This window comes from Micrococcus sp. KRD077 (assembly GCF_017168505.1).
In the GTDB taxonomy this organism is placed as follows: domain Bacteria; phylum Actinomycetota; class Actinomycetes; order Actinomycetales; family Micrococcaceae; genus Micrococcus; species Micrococcus luteus.
In genome coordinates this window covers 13792-33943 of the sequence record NZ_JABFAZ010000027.1, presented here as the reverse complement: position 1 = coordinate 33943, position 20152 = coordinate 13792, and the positions used below count along the sequence as shown (strand labels likewise).

General features: G+C 74.5%; 17 protein-coding genes. 8 read left to right on the top strand and 9 right to left on the bottom strand.

Annotated elements, in window-relative coordinates:
• Positions 1 to 2: 2 nt before the first annotated feature.
• The 3 genes from J1M39_RS07260 to J1M39_RS07250 form a co-directional block, all read right to left on the bottom strand.
• The gene (locus J1M39_RS07260; protein ID WP_145951065.1) at positions 3 to 3284 is read right to left on the bottom strand and encodes an MMPL family transporter; all 3282 of its coding nucleotides are present in this window, start codon (positions 3282 to 3284) and stop codon (positions 3 to 5) included.
• Positions 3285 to 3445: 161 nt separating this feature from the next.
• On the bottom strand, positions 3446 to 3958 hold the full coding sequence (locus tag J1M39_RS07255; protein WP_036317220.1) for a para-aminobenzoate synthase component I: 513 nt from the start codon (positions 3956 to 3958) through the stop codon (positions 3446 to 3448).
• Complete coding sequence (locus J1M39_RS07250) at positions 3955 to 4431, bottom strand: MarR family winged helix-turn-helix transcriptional regulator (protein ID WP_036317223.1); 477 nt, start codon at positions 4429 to 4431, stop codon at positions 3955 to 3957. Before J1M39_RS07250 ends, J1M39_RS07255 begins: the two co-directional genes overlap by 4 nt.
• Before the next feature lie 63 nt (positions 4432 to 4494).
• Here J1M39_RS07250 and J1M39_RS07245 point away from each other — a divergent pair, with 63 nt between their 5' ends.
• On the top strand, positions 4495 to 6789 hold the full coding sequence (locus tag J1M39_RS07245) for an MMPL family transporter (protein ID WP_036317226.1): 2295 nt from the start codon (positions 4495 to 4497) through the stop codon (positions 6787 to 6789).
• 76 nt (positions 6790 to 6865) lie between these two features.
• On the opposite strand, the gene J1M39_RS07240 is transcribed toward J1M39_RS07245, so the two are convergent.
• Positions 6866 to 7492, bottom strand: a complete 627-nt coding sequence (locus J1M39_RS07240) for a Dps family protein (protein ID WP_206496633.1) — start codon at positions 7490 to 7492, stop codon at positions 6866 to 6868.
• A 324-nt stretch (positions 7493 to 7816) separates the two neighbouring features.
• On the opposite strand from J1M39_RS07240, the gene dnaK reads away from it, so the two are divergent.
• The 5 genes from dnaK to J1M39_RS07215 all read left to right on the top strand — a co-directional run bounded on the left by dnaK (position 7817) and on the right by J1M39_RS07215 (position 13155).
• Positions 7817 to 9676, top strand: coding sequence for a molecular chaperone DnaK (gene dnaK, locus J1M39_RS07235; RefSeq protein ID WP_144918897.1), 1860 nt, complete (start codon positions 7817 to 7819; stop codon positions 9674 to 9676).
• Between the two features lie 161 nt (positions 9677 to 9837).
• Entirely contained in the window at positions 9838 to 10500 is a 663-nt protein-coding gene (locus tag J1M39_RS07230) for a nucleotide exchange factor GrpE (RefSeq protein WP_036383663.1), read from the top strand.
• A 68-nt stretch (positions 10501 to 10568) separates the two neighbouring features.
• Positions 10569 to 11561, top strand: coding sequence for a DnaJ C-terminal domain-containing protein (locus J1M39_RS07225; protein WP_206496632.1), 993 nt, complete (start codon positions 10569 to 10571; stop codon positions 11559 to 11561).
• Positions 11558 to 12109 (top strand): heat shock protein transcriptional repressor HspR, encoded by a 552-nt coding sequence (locus tag J1M39_RS07220; RefSeq protein WP_020626477.1) that lies wholly within the window; start codon positions 11558 to 11560, stop codon positions 12107 to 12109. The genes J1M39_RS07225 and J1M39_RS07220 overlap by 4 nt, the downstream gene beginning before the upstream one ends.
• The gene (locus J1M39_RS07215; RefSeq protein ID WP_230594536.1) at positions 12088 to 13155 is read left to right on the top strand and encodes an alpha/beta hydrolase; all 1068 of its coding nucleotides are present in this window, start codon (positions 12088 to 12090) and stop codon (positions 13153 to 13155) included. The genes J1M39_RS07220 and J1M39_RS07215 overlap by 22 nt, the downstream gene beginning before the upstream one ends.
• Positions 13156 to 13177: 22 nt before the next feature.
• Here J1M39_RS07215 and trmB read toward each other — a convergent pair whose 3' ends face one another.
• Both trmB and J1M39_RS07200 read right to left on the bottom strand, forming a co-directional pair.
• Positions 13178 to 14173, bottom strand: coding sequence for a tRNA (guanosine(46)-N7)-methyltransferase TrmB (gene trmB / locus J1M39_RS07210; RefSeq protein WP_041105161.1), 996 nt, complete (start codon positions 14171 to 14173; stop codon positions 13178 to 13180).
• Positions 14174 to 15297: 1124 nt separating this feature from the next.
• Entirely contained in the window at positions 15298 to 16044 is a 747-nt protein-coding gene (locus J1M39_RS07200) for a DedA family protein (protein WP_036382290.1), read from the bottom strand.
• A 200-nt stretch (positions 16045 to 16244) separates the two neighbouring features.
• Between J1M39_RS07200 and J1M39_RS07195 the strand changes: the two genes are divergently transcribed.
• A complete protein-coding gene (locus J1M39_RS07195; protein ID WP_020626481.1) occupies positions 16245 to 16838 on the top strand; it encodes a hypothetical protein in 594 nt (197 codons plus the stop codon).
• A 99-nt stretch (positions 16839 to 16937) separates the two neighbouring features.
• On the opposite strand, the gene J1M39_RS07190 is transcribed toward J1M39_RS07195, so the two are convergent.
• From J1M39_RS07190 to J1M39_RS07180, 3 genes are read right to left on the bottom strand one after another with little or no spacing between them, the layout of a single operon-like run.
• Positions 16938 to 17741, bottom strand: a complete 804-nt coding sequence (locus tag J1M39_RS07190) for an amino acid ABC transporter ATP-binding protein (protein WP_036314233.1) — start codon at positions 17739 to 17741, stop codon at positions 16938 to 16940.
• A gap of 1 nt (position 17742) precedes the next feature.
• Positions 17743 to 18573 (bottom strand): amino acid ABC transporter permease, encoded by an 831-nt coding sequence (locus J1M39_RS07185; protein ID WP_144819988.1) that lies wholly within the window; start codon positions 18571 to 18573, stop codon positions 17743 to 17745.
• Complete coding sequence (locus J1M39_RS07180; RefSeq protein WP_036314235.1) at positions 18570 to 19391, bottom strand: ABC transporter substrate-binding protein; 822 nt, start codon at positions 19389 to 19391, stop codon at positions 18570 to 18572. Before J1M39_RS07180 ends, J1M39_RS07185 begins: the two co-directional genes overlap by 4 nt.
• Before the next feature lie 65 nt (positions 19392 to 19456).
• Between J1M39_RS07180 and J1M39_RS07175 the strand changes: the two genes are divergently transcribed.
• A complete protein-coding gene (locus tag J1M39_RS07175) occupies positions 19457 to 20152 on the top strand; it encodes a hypothetical protein (RefSeq protein ID WP_240739735.1) in 696 nt (231 codons plus the stop codon).

Here is a 20152-nt window from a genome sequence, read left to right as displayed (position 1 = left end):
GGTCAGGCCCGGTGGGCGCCGCCGTCCGGGGCGGGGACGGAGGGCTGCGCCGGGGCGTGGGCGCGCTCGAGCTGGGCGCCCTCCACGTCCACGTCCGGCATGATCCGGTCGAGCCAGCGCGGCAGCCACCACGCCTTCTCGCCGAGCAGGTGCATCAGCGCCGGCATCAGGAGCAGGCGCACCACGAACGCGTCCAGCAGCACGCCGAAGGCCAGGCCGAAGCCCATCGGGCGGATCATCGCGTCGTGGGCGAAGATGAACCCGCCGAACACGGAGATCATGATGATCGCCGCGGCGATCACGACGGCCCGGCCCGAGCGCAGGCCGGTCAGCACGGCCTGGCGGGCGGGCAGGCCGTGGGCGTAGGCCTCGCGCATGCCGGAGGCGATGAACAGCTGGTAGTCCATGGCCAGGCCGAACAGCACGCCGATCATGATGGTCGGCAGGAAGCTGAGCACGGGGCCGGGGTTGTGGACCCCGAACACCGAGCCGAGCCAGCCCCACTGGTAGATGGCCACCACGCCGCCCATGGCGGCGAACATGGAGAGCACGAACCCGCCGGTGGCGATCAGCGGCACCAGGATCGAGCGGAACACCAGCACCATGATCAGCAGGGACAGGCCCACCACCACGCCCAGGTAGAGGGGCAGGGCGTCGGAGAGCTTCTCCGAGACGTCGATGAACCCGCTGGTCATGCCGGCCACGCCGAGGTTGGAGGCCTCGCCGGCCGGCTCGGTGGCGCGCAGGTCGCGCACCAGCTCCTCGGTGGAGACGGCGTTCGGGCCCTCCTCGGGCAGCACCTGGAACATGGTGACGGTGCGGTCCTCGTTGAAGCCCGCGGGCACCACGGCGTGCGCGTGCTCGAGGCCGGCGAGCTGCTCGCCCACCGCCAGGCGGGCGTCCTCGGCCGCGTCCTCGTCCAGGCCGGCGGGCAGGTCCACGGTCACCACGAGCGGGCCGTTGTAGCCCTCGCCGAACTTCTCGGCGGTGAGCTCGTACGCAACCTGCGAGTCGGAGCCCTCCGGCTCGGACCCGCCGTCCGGCAGGCCCAGGCGCATCGAGCCGACCGGCAGGGCCACGAGCACCAGCAGGGCGACGGCCGCCAGGGCCGAGGCGATCGCGGCCGGGGTGGACATGGTCGAGCGGCGCCCGGCGCGGCGCACGGCGGCGGAGCCCTCGGCGACGGAGGCGGGACCCTCGTCGGCGAGGCGGGCCCGCTCCTTCTTCGAGAGGATCCGCATCCCGGCCAGGGAGAGCAGGGCCGGGGTCAGGGTGACGGCCACCAGCACGGCCACGGCCACGCAGACCGCGCCCACGGTGCCCATCAGGCCCAGGAACGGGATGCCGGTGACGTTCAGGCCCACGAGGGCGACGATCACGGTGATGCCGGCAAACACCACGGCGTTGCCGGAGGTGCCGTTGGCCAGCGCGATCGACTCGTGCAGGCCCGTGCCGCGACGCAGCTCCTGGCGGTGCCGGTTGACGATGAACAGCGCGTAGTCGATGCCCACGGCCAGGCCCAGCATCACCCCGAGCACCGGGGTCACGGAGATCATCTCCACGGCGGAGGAGAACGCGAGCGCCCCGGCGGCGCCCACGCCCACGCCCACCAGCGCGTTGACCAGCGGCAGACCCGCGCCCACGAGGGTGCCGAGCATGACCACCAGCACGATCGCGGCGACCACGAGGCCCACGACCTCGCCCGGGCCGAGCAGGGAGGACACGGTGGCGTTGAGCTCCTGGGAGGGATGCACGGCGACGCCGTCGATGTCCGCGCCGGTGAGGGCGCCGGTGACCGCCTCCTTGTCCTCGGCGGTGACGTCCGGGGTCGGCGTGGTGAAGGTGACGATCCCGACGGCGGTGCTGCCGTCCTCGGACACGGTGCGGAAGTCCTCCGCGAGGGCCAGGGTGCGCTCGCCGCGCTCGGCCTCGACGCGGCCGTCCTCCAGCTCGGCGCGGCCGTCGGCGAGGTCCGCCTCGGCCTGGTCCAGGCGCTCCGCGCCGGCGGCCAGCTGGGCCCGGCCGTCCTCGAGCTCGGCGACGCCGCGCTCGTACTCGGCCCGGCCCTCGTCGATCTTCTGCTGCTGCGCGTCGAGCTCGGCCTCGGCCGCGTCCAGGGCCTGCTGCCGTCCCGCGGCCACCTGCTCGCGGCCGGCCTCGAGCTCGGCCTCGGACTCCTGCAGCTGCTGCCGGCCGGCGGCGAGTCGGGCGGCGCCGTCGTCGGCCTCGGCCTGGGCGGCCGCGAGCTGTTCGGCGCCCGCGTCGGCCTCGGCCTGGGCGGCCTCCAGCTGGGCGCGGGCGGCGTCGGCCTGGTCCTGACCGGCCGCCAGCTGTGCCTCGGCGGCGGCGAGCTGCGCCTCCTGGTCGGCGAACTGCTCGGTGACCTGCTCCGCCGGGATGCCGGCGGCCTCGGCCTCGGCCAGTGCGGCGTCCCGGGCCTGCTCGAGCTCGGCGCGGCCCGCGGCCAGCTGCTCGGCCCGGGCGTCGAGCTCGGCCTGCCCGGCCTCGAGCTCGGCCCACCGGGCGTCGAGCTCGGCCTGCGCGGCCTCGAGCTCCTGACGCTGTGCGTCGAGCTTGGCCTGCCCGGCCTCGAGGCGCTCCGCCTGCTCCTCGAGCTCGGCGCGGCCGGCGTCGAGCTGCTCCTGGCCTTCGGCCACCTGCTGCTCGGCCTCCCGGAGCGGGGCCAGGGCCTCGGCCGGCAGGGCGTCCAGGCCACGCTCCTCGAGGTCGGCGCGCGCGGCGTCGAGCTTCGCCTGCCCCTCCTCCAGCTGGGCGGCGGCCTCGGCCAGGCGCTGCTCGGCCGCGTCGGCCTCGGCCGTGCGACGCTCGAGCTCGGCCCGGCCGTCCTCGATCTCCTGGCGTCCGTCCGCGAGGCGCTGCTCGCCGTCGGCCAGCTCGGTGCGGCCCTCGTCCAGCCGGGTGCGGGCGTCGTCCTGCTGGGCCTGGGCCTCGAACGGGTTCACGACGCCCTCCACGGCCGGCTGCTCGGCGACGTCGTCCAACAGGGCGGTGATCTGCTCGCGCTGGGCGTCGGTCAGGGGGGAGCCGTCCTCGGTGGTGAACACGACCTGGCCCCTGCCGCGGGAGGCCTCGGGGAACTCCTCCTTGAGGCGGTCCGTGACCTGGGCGGTGGGCGTGCCGGGGATGGTGACGGTGGAGGAGAGCGTGCCGCCGAAGGCGAGGAACCCGCCGACGGCGAGGGCCAGGGCGAGCACCCAGGCGAGGATCACGAGGAGGGGGCGGCGGGCGGCGCCGAGGCCGAGACGGTAGAGCAGTGTAGCCATGGGAAGGGGAGGTCTCCGTGCGCTGGGGTGGGACGCGGCCGGACGCGGCGCGCCGCCTCCGATGCTACACCTAAGCGGAGCGAACCGCTCCGGTCCCAGCGCGGGCGCCCGACCGGCCCGCACGCAGACCCCGACGCCCCCGGCCCCGGGCACCGCCGCCGTCAGGCGGAGGGCAGACGCAGGATCAGGTCCGCCGCGGCGCGCGGGGCGTGCCGGGCCAGGTAGTCCTCCTCCTGTGCGGCCCAGCGGTCCCAGTGCGGGGCGAAGGTCTCACCGTCCCGGGCCAGCGCCCGCGTGCGTCGCGCGGGGGTCTCGAGCTCGAGCCACACCGCCAGGTCGAGCAGCGGTCGGGCGGCGGTGCTGAGCGCACCCACGCCCTCGCACACCACGACGTCGGCCGGCGCGGTCCGCCGCGGCGGGCCGGGGGCGGCGCGGTGCCAGTCCCACGTGGTCCAGGTCGCCGTGCCCCGCTCCCGCAGCGCGCGCACGACGCCCGGGTAGGGGCCGTCGTCGTCCACCGCGGCGGCCAGCCCGTCCCAGCCCCGGTACATGGACTCGATCTCGATCACCTCGACGCGCGCGAACGGCGCGATCCGGGCCGCGAGCGCGGCGGCGAGGACGGTCTTGCCCGACCCCGAGCGGCCGTCCAGGCCGATGAGCGCCGGTCGGGTCACGGGTCCTCCGGGGCGGGGTCCGTCAGTGCGGCGGTGGCCGCCTCGAGCACCCGCACCGCGGCCCGCAGCTCCGCGGCGGAGAACCCCTCGAGGGCGGCGCTCAGCCGCTGGGACATCGGTTCGAACGCGCGCTGTCCGTCGCGGCGGGCCGTGTCCGTGTGCTCCACCAGCACGCGCCGCCGGTCGCCCTCGTCCCGGTGGCGGCGGACGTGGCCCGCGGCGGCCAGGCGGTCCACGAGGGCGGTGGCCGAGGCCCGGGTGAGGTGCAGGTGGGCGCCGAGGTCCGAGGCCGTGACGGGCTCACCGGCCGCCGCGCGGGCCATCAGGTACGCGAGGGCTCTGAGGTCCGTGCGGTGCAGGCCGACGCCGCGGCCGGCCTCGTCGACGGCGTGCTCCGCGCTCTCGCTGAAGACGCGCAGGGCGTGGACCACGGCGAGGTGCTCCGCGGGGGCGGAGGGGGGCTGCGTGGTCATGGCCGGGAGTCTAGCCAGCCCCCATGGTTGTTTGATCATCGAACCATCCCCTACGCTCGGGGCATGCCCACCCCGCCCGACCTCTCCGCCTTCCGCACCCCCGCCGCCACGGGGCGTCCCCCTCGGGGGCTGCGGCTGGGCCTGGCCGCGGCGCTGGCCGTGGTCTGGTTCGCCGTGCTCGGCCTGGGCGGCCCCGTGTTCGGCAGGATCGGCGACGTCTCCTCGAACGACCAGGCCACCTTCCTGCCGGCGTCGGCCGAGTCCACCCGCGCGGGACAGGAGGCGGCGGCGTTCCAGGACGGCGAGGCCGTGCCCGCCGTCGTCGTGGGCCCGGCGAGCACCGCGGACCCCGCGGCCGCCTTCCCCGCGCTCGCGGACCTCGCGGGCCGGTTGGGCGAGGTGCCGGGCGTGACCGACGTCGCCGGCCCGATCCCCTCCGACGACGGCGCGGCGGTGCAGTTCCTGGCCTTCGTCGACTCCTCGGCCGGGGCCGAGCGGCCCGTGGCCGACGTGGTGGCCGACCTGCGGGAGGTCGTGGCGGACCCGGCGGCCGCCGACCCCGCCCTCGCCGGCACCGTGGCCGCGGACACCGAGTGGCACGTGGGCGGTCCGGCGGGCCTGGTCGCGGAGCTGGGCGGCGCGTTCGCGGGCATCGACGGGCTGCTGCTGCTCGTGGCGCTCGCGGTGGTGTTCGTGATCCTCGTGGCGGTCTACCGCTCCGTCCTGCTGCCGGTCCTCGTGCTCCTGACGGCCGTGGCCGCGCTCTGCGGCGCGATCGTGGCCGTCTACGGGATGGCACTGGCGGGCTGGATCCAGCTCAACGGCCAGGCCCAGGGCATCCTCTCGATCCTCGTGATCGGCGCGGCCACCGACTACTGCCTCCTGCTCGTGGCCCGGCACCGCGAGGAGCTGCTGGTCCGGGCGGACGTCGGGGAGGCGCTGCGGGCCGCCGTGCGCGGGTCCTTCGGCGCGATCACCGCGTCCGCCTCGACCGTGGCCCTCGCCCTGCTGATCCTGATGGCCTCGGACCTCAACTCGACGCGCTCCCTCGGCCCCGTGGCCGCCACGGGTGTGGCGTTCGCGTGGCTCGCCGCCCTGACCCTGCTGCCGGCGCTGCTGCGGCTGACCGGGCGTGCCGCCTTCTGGCCCACGATCCCGTCCCCCGAGCGCGCTCGCCGTCGCGCGCAGCGCAGAGCCGCCCGGGGCCGGGCCTTCACCCCGCCGCTCGACGGCGCGGGCCGACCCGTCGCCGGCCTCGAGGAGGACCACGGGGTGTGGACGCGGGTGGGCGCCGTCGTCGCGCGCCGGCCCCGTCTCGTCTGGGTCGCCACGACGGTCGTGCTCCTCGCCCTCTGCGGCGGTCTGCTGCAGCTGCGCGCGGACGGCGTCGCCCAGGAGGACGTGCTGCTCGGCGACTCCGACGCCCGGCAGGCCCAGGCCCTGCTGAGCGAGCACTTCGACGCCGGCGCGGGCGCCCCCGCCCAGATCCTCGCCCCGGCCGGGGACGCGGAGGCGGTGCTCGCCGCCGTCGCGGAGGACCCCGGCGTGGCCGAGGCCGAGGTCACCACGGACGCCCCCGAGGCCGCCGCGGGCCCACCCCCGGGCGTGACCGACGCGGAGGGCGGGGCGGGCGCCGCGTCCGCGCCGGAGCCGCAGCCCCGCGTGGTGGACGGCCGCGTGCTGGTCTCGGCCACCCTGGCGGACCCGGGCGAGTCCCTTGCCGCGCAGCAGACCGTGGCCCGCCTGCGCGACCGGCTCGCGGACCTCCCGGCCACGGGCGAGATCCTCGTGGGCGGCCCGGCGGCCCAGGCGCTGGACACGAACGTCACCACGCAGCGCGACCTGCGGGTCGTCATCCCGCTGATCCTCGCGATGCTGCTGGTCATCCTCGCGGTGCTGCTGCGCTCGCTCCTGGCACCCGTGCTGCTCGTGGCGGCCACCGTGGTCAGCTTCGGCGCGGCCCTGGGCGTCTCGGCCCTCGTGTTCCGGCACGTGTTCGGCTTCGAGGACGCCGACCCCACCGTGCCGCTGTACGGCTTCGTCTTCCTCGTGGCGCTCGGGATCGACTACACGATCTTCCTGATGACCCGGGCGCGGGAGGAGACGCCGCGGCACGGCACGCGGGCGGGCGTGCTGCGCGCCCTCACCGTCACGGGCGGGGTCATCACCTCGGCCGGCGTCGTGCTGGCGGCCACCTTCGCCGCGCTCGCGGTGATCCCGCTGATGTTCATGGTGCAGTTGGCGTTCATCGTCGCGTTCGGCGTGCTGCTCGATACGCTGATCGTGCGCTCCCTGCTGATCCCGGCGCTCGTGCGGGACATCGGCCCGAAGGTGTGGTGGCCGGCGAAGGTCGACTGAACCGCGCAGGAGGGAGGGGCCCGACCGTCAGTGCGGTCGGGCCCCTCCGGTGCACGGGCGCCTCAGGGGCGCGCGGTCACTTCTTCTTGGACTTCTTCGCGTCCGACTTCTTCGTGCGCCCGGCCTTCGGGGCGGGCGCGGACTGGGCGCCCTTCACGCGGCCCGCGGCGGCGGCCTCGGTGGTGGTGCCTGCGCTGCTCAGCCGGCCGTCGTCGGTGGTCAGGAACGAGCGCATGAACCACTGGAACAGCTCGAGCTGGGCCACCTGGTCGATGAGGATGTCCTGCGTGACCGGGTCGAGGTCCTCGGTGGCGTCGATCGCGGCGCGGTGGTCCGTCACGACGCCGTCGTAGACGAGGTCCAGCGCGGCCAGGTGCTCCAGGGTCGACGCGCGGCCCAGCGTGTAGTCGTCCCACGTGCGGGCGGCCACGAGGGCGCCCGGGGTGCCGGCGGGGGAGACGCCGAGGGTGGCGATGCGCTCGGCGAGGACGTCCACCATCGCGCGGACCAGCTCGATCTGGGGGTCGAGCATCTCGTGTACGCCGATGAAGCCGGGGCCCACGACGTTCCAGTGGGCGTGCTTCAGGGTGAGCTGCAGGTCGTTGAGGGCGTGCAGGCGGCCCTGGAGGATCTCGGCGGTGCGGCGGCCCGTGCTCAGGGACAGGCCCGGGACGGTGTACTCGGCGGCGTTCTTCTCGGCCATGGTGGTGCTCCTTCTCCGTCGGGACGGGCGCGCCGTCGGCGACGCCCCGTGTTCCGCCATTCAACCGCGCGAGACCCGCGCGCTTCCAGGGCCCGGCGCCTGCACCGGGACGGATCAGGGATGGACCCGGGCCCCGGGAATGGATAGCGGACGGCCCGCGTTGACCCTCGCAGAAGCAGAAGTGAGTGAAGTCGACTCAGGTTCACTTGACAGTCCACCGCCCCGGTGGCAACCTGAGTCATGAAGGCTCAAGTCCCTGCGGCGCCGGTGCCCCGGCCCGCGGGTCCGGCCCCCGCTTCACCGTCAGACAGGAAGGACCCCATCATGTCCCGTGCAGTCGGCATCGACCTCGGCACCACCAACTCCGTCGTCGCCGCCCTCGAGGGTGGCGACCCGGTCGTCATCGCGAACGCCGAGGGCGCCCGCACCACCCCGTCCGTCGTCGCGTTCTCCAAGGGCGGGGACGTCCTGGTCGGCGAGGTCGCCAAGCGCCAGGCCGTCAACAACCCCGAGCGCACCTTCGCGTCCGTCAAGCGCCACATGGGCACCGACTGGACCACCGAGGTGGACGGCAAGAAGTACACCCCGCAGGAGATCTCGGCCCGCACGCTGATGAAGCTCAAGCACGACGCCGAGGAGTACCTGGGTGAGAAGGTCACCGACGCGGTGATCACCGTGCCCGCCTACTTCAACGACGCCGAGCGCCAGGCCACCAAGGAGGCCGGCGAGATCGCGGGCCTGAACGTCACCCGTATCATCAACGAGCCCACCGCGGCCGCGCTGGCCTACGGCCTGGAGAAGGGCAAGGAGGACGAGCTCATCCTGGTCTTCGACCTGGGCGGCGGCACCTTCGACGTGTCCCTGCTCGAGGTCGCCAAGGACGAGGACGACTTCGCCACCATCCAGGTGCGCGCCACCGCCGGCGACAACCGCCTCGGCGGCGACGACTGGGATCAGCGGATCGTGGACTGGCTGCTCCAGCAGGCCAAGTCCAAGGGCGCGGACCTGTCCAAGGACAAGATCGCCCTGCAGCGTCTGAAGGAGGCCGCGGAGCAGGCCAAGAAGGAGCTCTCCTCGGCCACCTCCACCAGCATCTCGCTGCAGTACCTGTCCGTGACCCCCGAGGGCCCGGTGCATCTGGACGAGCACCTGTCCCGCGCCAAGTTCCAGGACCTCACCAAGGACCTGCTCGAGCGCACCCGCAAGCCGTTCGAGGACGTCATCAAGGAGGCCGGCGTCAAGGTCTCCGACATCGACCACGTGATCCTCGTCGGCGGCTCCACCCGCATGCCCGCCGTCTCCGACCTGGTGAAGGAGCTGACCGGCGGCAAGGAGCCCAACAAGGGCGTGAACCCGGACGAGGTCGTCGCCATCGGCGCGGCGGTGCAGGCGGGCGTGCTCGCCGGTGAGCGCAAGGACGTGCTCCTGATCGACGTGACCCCGCTGTCGCTGGGCATCGAGACCAAGGGCGGCGTGATGGCCAAGCTCATCGAGCGCAACACGGCCATCCCGACCAAGCGCTCCGAGACGTTCACCACGGCCGAGGACAACCAGCCCTCCGTGTCCATCCAGGTCTTCCAGGGCGAGCGCGAGTTCACCCGGGACAACAAGGCGCTGGGGACCTTCGAGCTGACCGGCATCGCCCCGGCCCCGCGCGGCATGCCCCAGATCGAGGTCACGTTCGACATCGACGCGAACGGCATCGTGCACGTCTCCGCGAAGGACAAGGGCACCGGCACCGAGCAGTCGATGACCATCACGGGCGGCTCCTCGCTGTCCAAGGAGGACATCGACCGCATGGTCAAGGACGCCGAGGCCCACGCGGACGAGGACAAGAAGCGCCGCGAGGCCGCCGAGCGCCGCAACCAGGCGGAGCAGTCCGCCTACTCCGTTGAGAGGCTCCTGCAGGACAACGGCGACAAGCTGCCCGAGGACGTCAAGACCGAGGTGCAGGCCGACGTCGACGCCCTGAAGGCCGCCCTGGAGAAGCAGGACAACGACGACGAGGTCGCCGCCGCGTTCGAGAAGCTCCAGGCCTCCCAGGTCAAGATCGGCGAGGCCCTCTACGCCCAGCAGGGCGCGGAGTCGGCCGACGCCGGCGCCGAGTCCGCCGCCCCGCAGGGCGACGATGAGGACATCGTCGACGCCGAGGTGGTCGACGAGGACGACGAGAAGAAGGCCTGACACCCCGGGGCCGGGGCGGGCGTCCACGCCCGCCCCGCCCGGAGGCCCACGACGCCGGCGGGCCGGCCCGGCAGCGCCCCTGCCGGGCCAGCCCGCCGGCCTTCCCGCACCACCCCCGCGCGGCGGACCCGCCGCGCCCACCCGCTTCGAAAGGACACACCATGAGCGCCGACCAGCAGCGTCCGCACGGCTCCTCCGACGCCGAGCGCGGCTCCGAGGAGGAGCCCATCGTGTTCAACGACCGTCGCCGCATCGACCCCGAGACCGGTGAGCCCCGTGTCTCCGCTGAGAGCGCGGCCGAGCAGGCCGAGGACGGCGACGCCCTCGCCCAGGCCGAGCGCATCCTCGACGAGGCCGGCGCGGAGGCCGGGACCGAGGCGCCGCAGCCCGCGGCCTCGGACCGCGAGGCCGAGCTCGAGACCGACCTGCGACGTCTGCAGGCCGAGTTCGTGAACTACAAGCGTCGCGTGGACCGCGACCGCGACCTGGCCAGGGACGCCGGCGTGCTCAAGGCCGTCACCGCGCTGCTGCCGGTGCTCGACGACATCGACGCCGCCCGCGCCGCCGGCGACCTGACGGACGGCCCGTTCGCCGCCATCGCGACCAAGCTCGACACCGTCCTGGCCGGCCTCGGCCTCGAGCGCCACGACCAGGCGGCGCTGGCCGGCGTCGAGTTCGACCCGGCCCTGCACGAGGCCGTGATGCGCCAGCCGCACGCGGAGGTGCCCGCGGACCACGTGGTCCAGGTCTTCCGCAACGGCTACGTCCGGGACGGCCGCGTGCTGCGCGCCGCCCAGGTGATGGTCTCCGCCGGAGACGAGTGACCCCGTCGGCCGGCGGCCCACCCCGCCGCCGGCCGACCCCCTGACCGATGCACACGAGAGGAGGCACCATGGCCTCGCAGGATTGGATGGACAAGGACTTCTACGCGACCCTGGGGGTGTCCAAGGACGCCTCCGATGCGGATGTGAAGAAGGCCTACCGCAAGCTCGCCCGCACCCACCACCCGGACCAGAACCCCGGGGACGAGGCGGCCGAGAAGAAGTTCAAGGAGATCTCGGAGGCGTACGCCGTCCTGAGCGACCCCCAGGAGCGCCAGGAGTACGACGCGATCCGCGCGATGGGCGGCGGCGCCCGGTTCTCCGCCCCGGGCGGTGCCGGCGGCGGCGGCTTCGAGGACGTCTTCGGCGGCATGTTCGGCGGCGGGGGCGGCCCCCGCACCACGCAGTCCGGGCCCGACCTGTCGGACCTGTTCAGCGGGATGTTCGGCGGCGCCGCCGGCCAGACCGGCGGCTTCGGCCCCGGCGGCTTCGGTGACGCCGGCTACGCGCGGCCGCGCCCCACGAAGGGCGCGGACCGCACCGCCACCACCACGATCTCCTTCCGCGGCTCGATCCAGGGCACCACGGTGTCCCTGCGCGGCCCGGACGGCGAGACGATCGAGGTGAAGATCCCGAAGGGCATCCGCGACGGCCAGAAGGTCCGTGCCCGCGGCAAGGGCTCGCCCGGCCCGGCCGGCCGCGGCGACCTGCTGGTCACCGTGCACGTGCGCGAGCACGAGTTCTTCCGCCGGGACGGGGACGACCTGCGGATCACCGTGCCGATCACCTTCCCCGAGGCCGCCCTCGGCGCCACGATCGAGGTGCCGACGCTGGAGCGCCCCGTGAAGGTGAAGGTGCCGGCGGGCTCCCAGTGTGGCCGCGTGCTGCGCCTGAAGGGCCGCGGTGTCGAGCGCGGGACGACGACGGGTGACCTGCTCGTGGAGCTGCGCGTCACCGTGCCCACCACGCTCAACGACGACGCCCGCGCCGCCGTCGAGGCCCTGCAGTCCGCCACGGCCGGCGACGATCCGCGGCGGGAGCTGGCCCGGAGGGCAGCCTGGTGAGCGCCCGCGACGGCGCCGCCCGTGCGGACCGGGGCCGCGAGGGGGGTCCCGACCGGCACGCCCCGGTCTTCGTGATCTCCGTGGCCGCCGAGATGGCGGACATGCATCCGCAGACCCTGCGCCAGTACGACCGGCTCGGCCTCGTGGTCCCCGCCCGCCAGGACGGACGGCACCGCCGCTACTCCCTCGCCGACGTCGAGCGGCTGCAGACCGTGCAGACCCTGAGCCGCGAAGGCATCTCGCTGGAGGGCATCCGCCGCGTGATCGCGCTGCAGCGCGAGGTCGAGCAGCTGCAGGACACCGTGGTCGAGCTGGCTGCCCAGGTGGACCGCCTCCACCACGCCTCCCGCCTGGCCCGCGTCTTCACCGTGGGCTCCGGCGGTGACGTCTCGGCCCGCTACGCCGACCGGATGGCCGTCCGCCGTCACGCCGCGGCACGGGCCGGGGCGGACACCGCGGGCGAGGCCTGCCCGAGCGGCCTGCGGAGGCTGCCCTCCGGCGTCGCAGGCCTCCGACGGGTGCCCACGTGGCAGTCCGAGCAGGACTGAGCCGGGCGTCGTTCGGGGCGGCCGCGCGGTCCCGCGTGCAGGAGCGGCTGCGCGCCGACATGGCCCGGCGCGACGGCCTCGGCCGGCAGGCCCGGAGCGCCCTGGACGGGATCGTCCACGCCCTCAAGCCGGAGGGCATGGACCCGCACCTGCCCGCCCGGCATCTGCTGGACTACGTCCTCGAGGGCCCGGACGGGCCGCGCGCGGTGGTCGCCGCGGGGGACCCCGTGACCGCCACCCACCTGACCTGGCTCGTCTCCGGCATGGGCATCCGCCCCCAGACGGCCATGTGGGGGACGGCCCGGGAGGCCGCCCACCTCGCCGCCGCCCAGCGCGCCGCCGGCGCACCCCGCCCCGTCGTCATCGGGTGGCTCGGCTACCCCGCACCCACGCCCTGGCGGGTGGTGCTCGACGGCCCCGGCCGGCGCGGCGGCGCGATGCTCGCCGCGGATGTGCGGGCCTGGTGGGAGTTCCTGCGCCACGGGCCGGGGGAGGACGACGATGTCGCCCCGGCCCTGCGCGCCCGCGGGACCGCCGTGCACGGGGCCGTGGAGGCCCACTCGTACGGCTCGCTCGTGGCCGCGCACGCCCTGCGCCTGCTCGCGGACCGGGGCCTGCAGCCCGACGACGCGGAGGCCCCGTGGCCGGCCGAGCGTCCCGTCGAGGCCCTCGTGGTCTCGGGCACGGTCGGCCTGCCCACCGCCCTGGCGGCCCGGGCCGCGCACCTCGGCCTGCGGTCCGGACGGACGTTCCGTGCCCTGGCCCCGGGCGACCTCCTCGCCCGGGTCGGCCGCACGGTGGGCCGACGTCGAGACTGGACGGACGCCGCCGCGCTGCCGGTGGCCCCGCGGCCCGGTCTGGCGGGGGCCGCCGTCCGCGGCCACCAGACGGCCCGCTGGTCGCCGACGGCCCCCGAGGACGCCCCGAGGGGCTACCGGGACGTCGGGTCCGTGACGCTCGCGGCGACCGCCCGGGTGACCGCCGGCCTGCCGCTGCCGCCCGTCCCGGACGGTGCCGACCCGGCCGGGCCGGTCGCCCCGGTCTGAGCGACCCCGTCGGGCCCCGTGCTCAGCGCCGGCGGTACGCCAGGTCGAACACGAGCCGCCCGGCCCGCTGGGACTTCGCCTCGAAGCTCGTGATCGGTCGGCCCTCGAACCGGGGCGCCCAGCCGCCGTCGTGGTCCACGGGGTCCGCGGCCGCCGCGCCGGCCCGCGCCTCGCCCAGGCCGGCCCGCAGCGGGCGCTCCTCCTCGGCCGCGCTCTCCCAGCCCGCGGGCAGCGGCTGGGCACCCACCTCGGTCTCCCTGCCCTCGCGGCGCACCCGCGTGAGCGGGGAGTCCTCGCCCGCGGCGCGCCCGGGGAAGAGGTTCTCGAACCCCGGGTGCGCCTCGAGCACCTCGCGCATCTGCACGGCGTAGCCCGACCAGTCCGTCGCCAGCCGCAGCACCCCGCCGGGGGCGAGCACCCGCGCCACGCGATCGGCGAAGGCGGGGGAGACCAAACGGCGTTTGTGGTGCCGCTTCTTGTGCCACGGGTCCGGGAAGAACACCCACACCTCGGAGACGGAGCCGGGCGTGAGCAGGGCGTCCAGCAGCTCGGGCGCGTTGGCCTCCACGGCGCGGACGTTCTCCAGGCCCTGCTGCTCCACGCGCGTCATGAGCGCGGCCAGGCCGGGCACGTAGACCTCGACGGCGAGCACGTTCCAGTCCGGCCGGTCGGCGGCGGCCTGCGCCGTGGACTCGCCCAGCCCCGAGCCGATGTCCACCAGCAGGGGAGCCTCGCGCCCGAACACCCCCGCCCAGTCCAGTCGGGCCCGGGCGTCCACCGAGGTGGCGCCGCGGCCGCGGGGCACGTCCACGAGGACCCGCTCCGCCTGGCGGTCCCACACCGCCTGTCGCCCCGCGTTCAGGCGCGCGCCGCGCCGGACGAAGGAGACCGGCTCCCGTCGGACGAGGGCGGGGTCCTTGTCCCGATTGTGGTCGTGCGCGTGGACGCGCTCGGCGGGCGGCGGCACGGCGTCGGGGCCGGGTGCGTCCGGGCAGGGGCGGGGCAGGTGCTCAGTCATCGCCCCGATCCTGCCACGGCCGCGCGTCGACGGTGCAGACCGCGGCCGACGACGGCGCCCGGCGCCGGGGTCAGGGGGTGCTGCTGGAGCGGTCCCCCGACGTGGGCGACGCGGACGCGGAGGCCGTGGTGGCGGTCGGCTCGGGTGCGGACTCGGTCGGGTCCGGCGCAGGGTCCGTGGCCGGCGCGCTCGTGGACGGACCGGACGCGCTCGTGGACGGACCGGACGGGCTCGGGGACGTCGGGGTGGCTCCGGTTGCTGCTCCTCGGGGGTCGGGGTGGAGCGGTCCGGCAGACGCAGGTCGGCGGGGGCGGAGGCGGCGTCCGCGGCGACGTGGCCCAGGTCGGACAGCCAGGCGGTCGCCGTGTCCCGAGGGATCCGCACCGTCAGCACGCCCGCGGCGGCCGGCGCCATGGACGCCTGGTCCGCCTCGAGCATCAGGCTGCCGTCCGGCAGGAAGACCACCGCGTCCCAGACGCGACGGTTCTCCACCTGCTCCGGGGCGTCGACCGCCGAGTCCAGGCGCGAGCCGATCACGTCCGGGTCGTTGGCCATGCGCTGGCGCACCTCGGCGCGGAACGCGTCCCAGCCGTCGGGGGTGAAGAGATCGGCGGTCTCGAGCACGCGGTCCTCGCGGGCCGAGTACCAGATCACGTGCGAGGTGGACACGGAGTCCGTGCCGCGCCGCTCCGTGGCGAGCAGTCGGGCCGCGGCGATGTCCTCGGCCACGACGGCGAGCTGCGGCTGGATCTCCAGACGCGGGTCCGCGCTCGGGTCGGTGTCCCGGCGGTACTGGTCGATCTGGGCGCGCACGGCCTCGGCCATGGCCTCCGTCCAGGCCGGCGCCCCGGGCACCTGCAGCCACGCCCCGTGGTGGTCCGGGTCCTCGCCCTCGAGCACGGCGACGCTCGCCTCCGGCACCCGCTCGAGGTCGTGCGAGGGGACCTCGACCGTGAACGGGGCCATGTCCATGGACGGCAGGGCGGAGGCCGCCGTCGTGGCGGGCGCAGGCTCAGGCTGCGGCTCGGTGCGGGCACAGGCGCTCAGCGTCACCAGGGCGACGGCGGCCAGGCCGAGGGCCGCGCGGCCACGGCGGGGGGAGGGCAGGACGGGGTGCATGCGATTCACTTCCGGTGGTCGGAGGACTCCAGGATGGCCTCGACGCGGGCGGCCATCTCATCCGCGGTCGGCGGGCGCCAGTCCGGGTCGTTCCGGCGGCGGGCGTCACGGCGCAGGCGCAGGACCACCCAGATCGCGAGGAAGGCCAGGATCAGGACCAGGACGATGTTGGAGAAGACGTCCGCGTACTCGGAGACGACGTGGAACCGCTCCCCGAGCGCGTAGCCGCCGTAGACGAAGATCGCGTTCCAGATCAGGGAGCCCAGCGCCGTGAACAGGGTGAACTTCGCGAGGTTCATCCGCTCGATGCCCGCGGGGATGGAGATCAGGGAGCGGAACACGGGGACCATGCGGCCCAGGAACACGGTCCAGTAGCCGTATCGGATGAACCAGCGCTCGGTCTTGGCCACGTCCTCCATGTCCACCAGCGGCATGCGGTCCGCGAGGCGGTACATGCGGTGGCGGCCGAGCCACGCGCCGAGGCCGTAGAGGGCCAGCGCTCCGACGATCGAGCCGACCGTCGCCCAGACCAGCGCGGCATGCGGGCTGAAGGCGCCGCCGGCCGCGGTGAAGCCTGCCAGGGGCAGGATCACCTCGGACGGGATGGGCGGGAAGATGTTCTCCGCGAAGACGGCCAGGCCGACGCCGATCGGGCCGACCGCCTCCATGATGTCCACGACGATGTTGCCGAGCCAGCCGTAGTCGGTGGGCGCGGCGGCGGCCACGGTCAGGGGTGCGACGAGGGGGAGCATGCGCCCCATTGTCCATCATCGACCGCCTCCGCGACGTGGTGGAGGCGCCGACGTCGTCCGCTCTGCGCGCACAGCCGCGCCTCCGGGCGGGCGGGAGCGGGCTGCCGTTGGTACTGTCGGAGGTGCAGACCGCTCACCGACCGTTCGCGCCACACCCCACTCCACGTGCGTGCCGCGGGCCCTACTGGAAGGAAGACTCCATGAGCATCGTCCAGATTCCGCTGCGCCTGGCCTCCGGCGCGTTCATCCTGAACTCCGGCCTGAACAAGCGCGGCATCTCCGCGGAGCAGGCCCAGGGCCTGCGCGACATGAGCGCCCGCGGCCTGCCCGCGCTGGCCAACCTGTCACCGGAGCAGTTCAAGAAGTTCCTCGTGACCACCGAGATCGGCGTGGGCTCGGCCCTGCTGGCCCCGTTCGTCCCGGGCTGGCTCGCCGGCTCCGCCCTGACCGCGTTCTCCGGCGGCCTGTTCTCCATGTACCTGAACACCCCGGAGATGACCGAGGCGGACGGCGTGCGCCCGTCCCAGGAGGGCACCGCCGTCGCCAAGGACATCTTCCTGGTCGGCTCCGGCCTGGCCATCGCCGCCGACTCCGTGGCCAACCGCCCCGGCAAGCGCCGCAAGGCCGCCAAGAAGCGTGCCGCCCGCATCGAGGGCGCCCGCGACGCCAAGGTGCAGGCCATCCGCGACGCCCAGGACGAGAAGGTCGCCGCGATCCACGCCGCCCGTGAGGAGCAGGTCGCCGCGCTGCGCGAGGCCCGTGACGAGCTGAAGAAGCTGCGCAAGAAGGCCTGACGCCCCCGCCGCATGCCTGAGGGGCCCCGCCCGGACCACGGTCCAGGCGGGGCCCCTCACGCATGCGCCCGCCCACCGGGGCACGGCGGGCGGGCAGGCTCAGAGATCGATCTCGGTGGGGTGCAGCACGCGGCGCAGGAAGTCCTGGGTGCGCGGCTGCTGGGGATCGGAGATCACCGCGGCGGCCGGGCCGGCCTCCACCACGACGCCGCCGTCCATGAACACGACCCGGTCGGCCACCTCGCGGGCGAAGCCCATCTCGTGGGTGACCACGAGCATGGTCATGCCGTCGCGGGCCAGCTGACGCATGATCGCCAGGACGTCGCCGACGGTCTCGGGGTCGAGGGCCGAGGTGGGCTCGTCGAAGAGCATCAGCTGCGGGTCCATGGCCAGCGCACGGGCGATCGCCACGCGCTGCTGCTGACCGCCGGAGAGCTGGTCCGGGTAGCGGTCCTCGAGCTCGGCCAGGCCCACGCGGGCCAGCTGCCGACGGGCGACGTCCACCGCCTCGGCCTTGCCCCGCTTGAGCACCTTGAGCTGGGCCACGGTGCAGTTCTCCAGCACGGACAGGTGCGGGAACAGGTTGAACTGCTGGAACACCATGCCCACGTGCCGGCGCAGCACGTCCAGGTCCACGTCCTCGTCCGTGACCGTGAACTCACCGACCGTGACGACGCCCGAGTCGGGCTTCTCCAGCAGGTTCACGCAGCGCAGGAGGGTGGACTTGCCCGAGCCGGACGGGCCGATCAGGCACACGACCTCGCCGGGGGCGACGTCGAGGTCGATGCCGCGCAGCACGTGGTTGGCGCCGAAGGACTTGTTGAGGCCGGCCACGTGCACGCCGGCGGCGTCCGCGGCGGCCACCGCGCCGAAGGATCCGGTGATGGGGTTCTGCTGGGCCATCTCAGTGCCCCTTCTTGGTCGAACGGGCCTCGAACCGGCGGGCCAACAGGGACAGCGGCACGGTGATCACGAGGTAGAACAGGCCGGCCACAAGGATCGGCGTCATGCCGGCGTCGAGGGCGGAGATGCCGTCGCGACCGAACTTGGTGAGCTCGTACTCGTGCGCGGCCAGGCCGAGCACGTAGACCAGCGAGGAGTCCTTGGTCAGGAGGATGACCTCATTGGTGAGCGGCGGCAGCACGATGCGGAACGCCTGGGGGATCACGATGGTGACCATGGCCCGCCACGTCGGCATGCCGAGGGACCGGGCCGCCTCCATCTGGCCGTGGGGCACCGCCTGCAGGCCGGCACGCAGGGTCTCGGCGATGTACGCGGCCGAGACCATGCCCAGGGCCACCATCACGACGACGGGGATCGGCCAGGACACCCCGAACGCGAAGGGCACCCCGTAGCCGAAGGCGAGGAACACCAGCAGCGCGGGGACGCCGCGGAAGAACTCCACGTAGGCGGTGGCCAGCCACCGGTACGGGCCGAACGAGCTCAGGCGCATGAGCGCGAGCACGATGCCGCCCAGCAGGCCGACGACGAACGAGGTGACCGTGTAGAACAGCGTGTTGCCCAGCCCCACGAGGATCACGTTGGGGAACATCGGGGCCACGGCGGGGAAGTTCAGGACGTTCTCGGCGAGCGCGCCCCAGTCGATGAGGACGGCCAGGACGACGAGGGCGAGGACGAAGACGGCCGCCTGGATGATCAGGGACAGCCGACGACGGCGGCGCGCGCGGCCGGGCTTCATGGCCGGTGCCGGCGAGACGGGGGCCTGCGTGCTCATCGGTAGTCCTCCTGTGCCTGACCGAACCAGCGCTCCTGGAGCTCGGCCACGGTGCCGTCGTTGCGCAGCTCCTGCAGCGCGCGGTTCACGGCGGAGCCGAGCTGCGCCTTCTGCGGGCCGACCGCCATGCCGAGCTGCTCGCCCGTGGGCAGCGACTCGACCACCTCGAAGCGATCGTCGTCCTTGAGGGAGTAGAGCAACACGGACTGGTTGCCCAGGGCGGCGTCCACGGTGCCGGCCTGCAGGGCCTGGACCTGCATGCCGCCGTCCTCGAACTGCACGGGGCTCAGGCCGTTCTGCTGGGCGTATTCGTCGCCGGTGGTCGCGGCCTGCACGCCGATCCGGCGGCCCTTCGCGGAGTCGACGTCGGTGATGCCGGAGCCCTTCTTCGCGACCAGGACGAGGTCGTCGTCGAGGTAGGGGAGGGTGAAGGCCATGACGCGCTGACGGGCCTCGGTGATGGAGATCGACGAGGCGTTCACGTCGCAGCCGGTGAGCGAGGCACCCGACTCGATGGCCTCGAAGGAGGAGTCGATCACGTTCACCCCGAGGCCCAGCTTCTCCGCCACCGCCTCGACCAGCTGGATGTCGTAGCCGGTCAGCTCACCGTTCTCCTCGAACTCGAAGGGCGGGTAGGGGACGTCGGAACAGACCGTCAGGACGCCGGGCTGGACGAGGCCGTACGAGGTGCTCAGGTCGTCGTCGGACACGATGCCGGCGGATCCGGCGTCGCCGCCGAGGACGGCGCAGCCGGTGAGCAGCGCCGCCGACGCGGTGAGCCCCACGGTGCCGAGGAGGCGGGAGTGGATGCGGGTCATGGAGGGCCTTCTGTGTCGCCGTCGGGAGGGCCGCCTCCCCCGCCGTCGCCCTGTCCCTGCTCGCCGTGGGCGCCCTCGCGCTCGTCGGCTGCGGCGGGGGAGGCGGCGAGGCCTCGTCCTCCTCGGCCGACGCGTCCGAGTCCGCCCCGACGGGGGCCGGCTCGGACCTCACGGACGAGCAGGAGGAGCGCGTGGAGGCGCTCGAGGACGTCCTGCTCACCCCGGAGACCGCGCCCGGCGGCGTGTTCACGGGCATGGAGACCCAGGCCGGCGGCGGCGAGCCGATCAGCACCAGCCTGAGCCTGACGGGCGTCACCCCCACGGGCGCCTGCGCGGACCTCATCGAGCAGATCAACACGCAGCAGGCGCCCGGGCTCGGCGGTGCGCTGGCCCAGTACGAGGTGGACCCGGCCGCCGTCACCGGCCTGGCCGGTTCCCAGGCCGGGGCGTTCGGCATGGTCGCGGTCACCGACGACGGCACCGATCTGCTGGCGCCCTTCGGCAAGCTGGCCGACACGTGCGGCACGTTCGGCGACCCGGACGGCGTCCAGGCGGCCTTCACGAAGGTGCCCGGCGTGCCGGACGCGGTCCACATCGCTCTGGGGAACTCGGGCATGGACACGGCCCTGTTCACCATGACCGTCGGCGGCGTCACGGACGGGGACGAGCTCGTGTACCTCGGCATGGTGGGCCTCGACGAGGAGATCGCGGCCGAGACGCTGCGTGCCCAGGTCGAGGCGTTCGAGGCCCGGGAGCGCTGA

Coding starts and splice junctions, on each gene's coding strand:
- J1M39_RS07180 (WP_036314235.1), bottom strand. CDS start 19,391: ATGACCCGCATCCACTCCCGCCTCCTCGGCACCGTGGGGCTCACCGCG.
- trmB (WP_041105161.1), bottom strand. CDS start 14,173: ATGACTGAGCACCTGCCCCGCCCCTGCCCGGACGCACCCGGCCCCGAC.
- J1M39_RS07185 (WP_144819988.1), bottom strand. CDS start 18,573: ATGAGCACGCAGGCCCCCGTCTCGCCGGCACCGGCCATGAAGCCCGGC.
- J1M39_RS07250 (WP_036317223.1), bottom strand. CDS start 4,431: ATGACCACGCAGCCCCCCTCCGCCCCCGCGGAGCACCTCGCCGTGGTC.
- J1M39_RS07190 (WP_036314233.1), bottom strand. CDS start 17,741: ATGGCCCAGCAGAACCCCATCACCGGATCCTTCGGCGCGGTGGCCGCC.
- J1M39_RS07225 (WP_206496632.1), top strand. CDS start 10,569: ATGGCCTCGCAGGATTGGATGGACAAGGACTTCTACGCGACCCTGGGG.
- J1M39_RS07240 (WP_206496633.1), bottom strand. CDS start 7,492: ATGGCCGAGAAGAACGCCGCCGAGTACACCGTCCCGGGCCTGTCCCTG.
- J1M39_RS07230 (WP_036383663.1), top strand. CDS start 9,838: ATGAGCGCCGACCAGCAGCGTCCGCACGGCTCCTCCGACGCCGAGCGC.
- dnaK (WP_144918897.1), top strand. CDS start 7,817: ATGTCCCGTGCAGTCGGCATCGACCTCGGCACCACCAACTCCGTCGTC.
- J1M39_RS07260 (WP_145951065.1), bottom strand. CDS start 3,284: ATGGCTACACTGCTCTACCGTCTCGGCCTCGGCGCCGCCCGCCGCCCC.
- J1M39_RS07195 (WP_020626481.1), top strand. CDS start 16,245: ATGAGCATCGTCCAGATTCCGCTGCGCCTGGCCTCCGGCGCGTTCATC.
- J1M39_RS07200 (WP_036382290.1), bottom strand. CDS start 16,044: ATGCTCCCCCTCGTCGCACCCCTGACCGTGGCCGCCGCCGCGCCCACC.
- J1M39_RS07245 (WP_036317226.1), top strand. CDS start 4,495: ATGCCCACCCCGCCCGACCTCTCCGCCTTCCGCACCCCCGCCGCCACG.